The organism is Clostridium brassicae, assembly GCF_026738875.1.
Lineage (GTDB): Bacteria > Bacillota > Clostridia > Clostridiales > Clostridiaceae > Clostridium_H > Clostridium_H brassicae.
Window position 1 is genome coordinate 1 of sequence record NZ_JAPQFJ010000069.1, and the last position, 657, is coordinate 657.

The following is a 657-nucleotide window of genomic DNA, read 5'->3' on the forward strand; positions in this document are numbered from 1 at the left end:
TTATGCTTAATAATTGCAGGGATATCTTCAAGTATATCAATGGTAGAGTCTTTTACTTCAGCTTTTTTAGATAAATATATTAATACATCAAGAGATAAATTAGTTAGGAATATTTGCTTAATTGGATTTTGTGCAAGTTTGTTATTTACAACAGGTGCAGGAGTTCATATTTTAGATATTGTTGATCATTTTGTTGGAAATTATGGTATAGCACTTATAGGATTAGTAGAAGTTATTATATTAGGGTATGTGTATAAAGTAGAGAAAATGAGGCCTGAAGTTAATATGTACTCAGATTTTCATATAGGAAAATGGTGGGATGTATTAATAAAATACGTAACTCCTATATTATTAGGTTATATGACAATAACAAATATAATTACAGAGTTTAGGGAAGCTTATGGAGGCCATCCACTAGTAGCTCGCATTATATTTGGATGGGTTATAGCTGTAGGTATATTTATAATTGGAGTTTACCTAAGCAAGAAACCTTGGCCAAGTGAAGATATGTTAAAAATAGATGAAAGTGATTTTATACAGGTTAACGCAGGAGGTGAATCCATAGATGGAAACTAGTTCAATTATAATGCTTATTTGTGGTATAGTGTTACTATATGGTGGATTAGGATTCTGTATAACATCTGCAATAAAATCTGA

At 30.1% G+C, this 657-nt stretch carries 1 protein-coding gene and 1 pseudogene; both read left to right on the forward strand.

The window, feature by feature from the left end; genetic code table 11:
• A pseudogene (locus OW729_RS19385) lies at positions 1–576 on the forward strand (sodium-dependent transporter); the annotation flags it as partial.
• 10 nt (positions 577–586) lie between these two features.
• On the forward strand, positions 587–657 hold a 71-nt coding region (locus OW729_RS19535; protein WP_407647718.1), incomplete at its 3' end, for a hypothetical protein.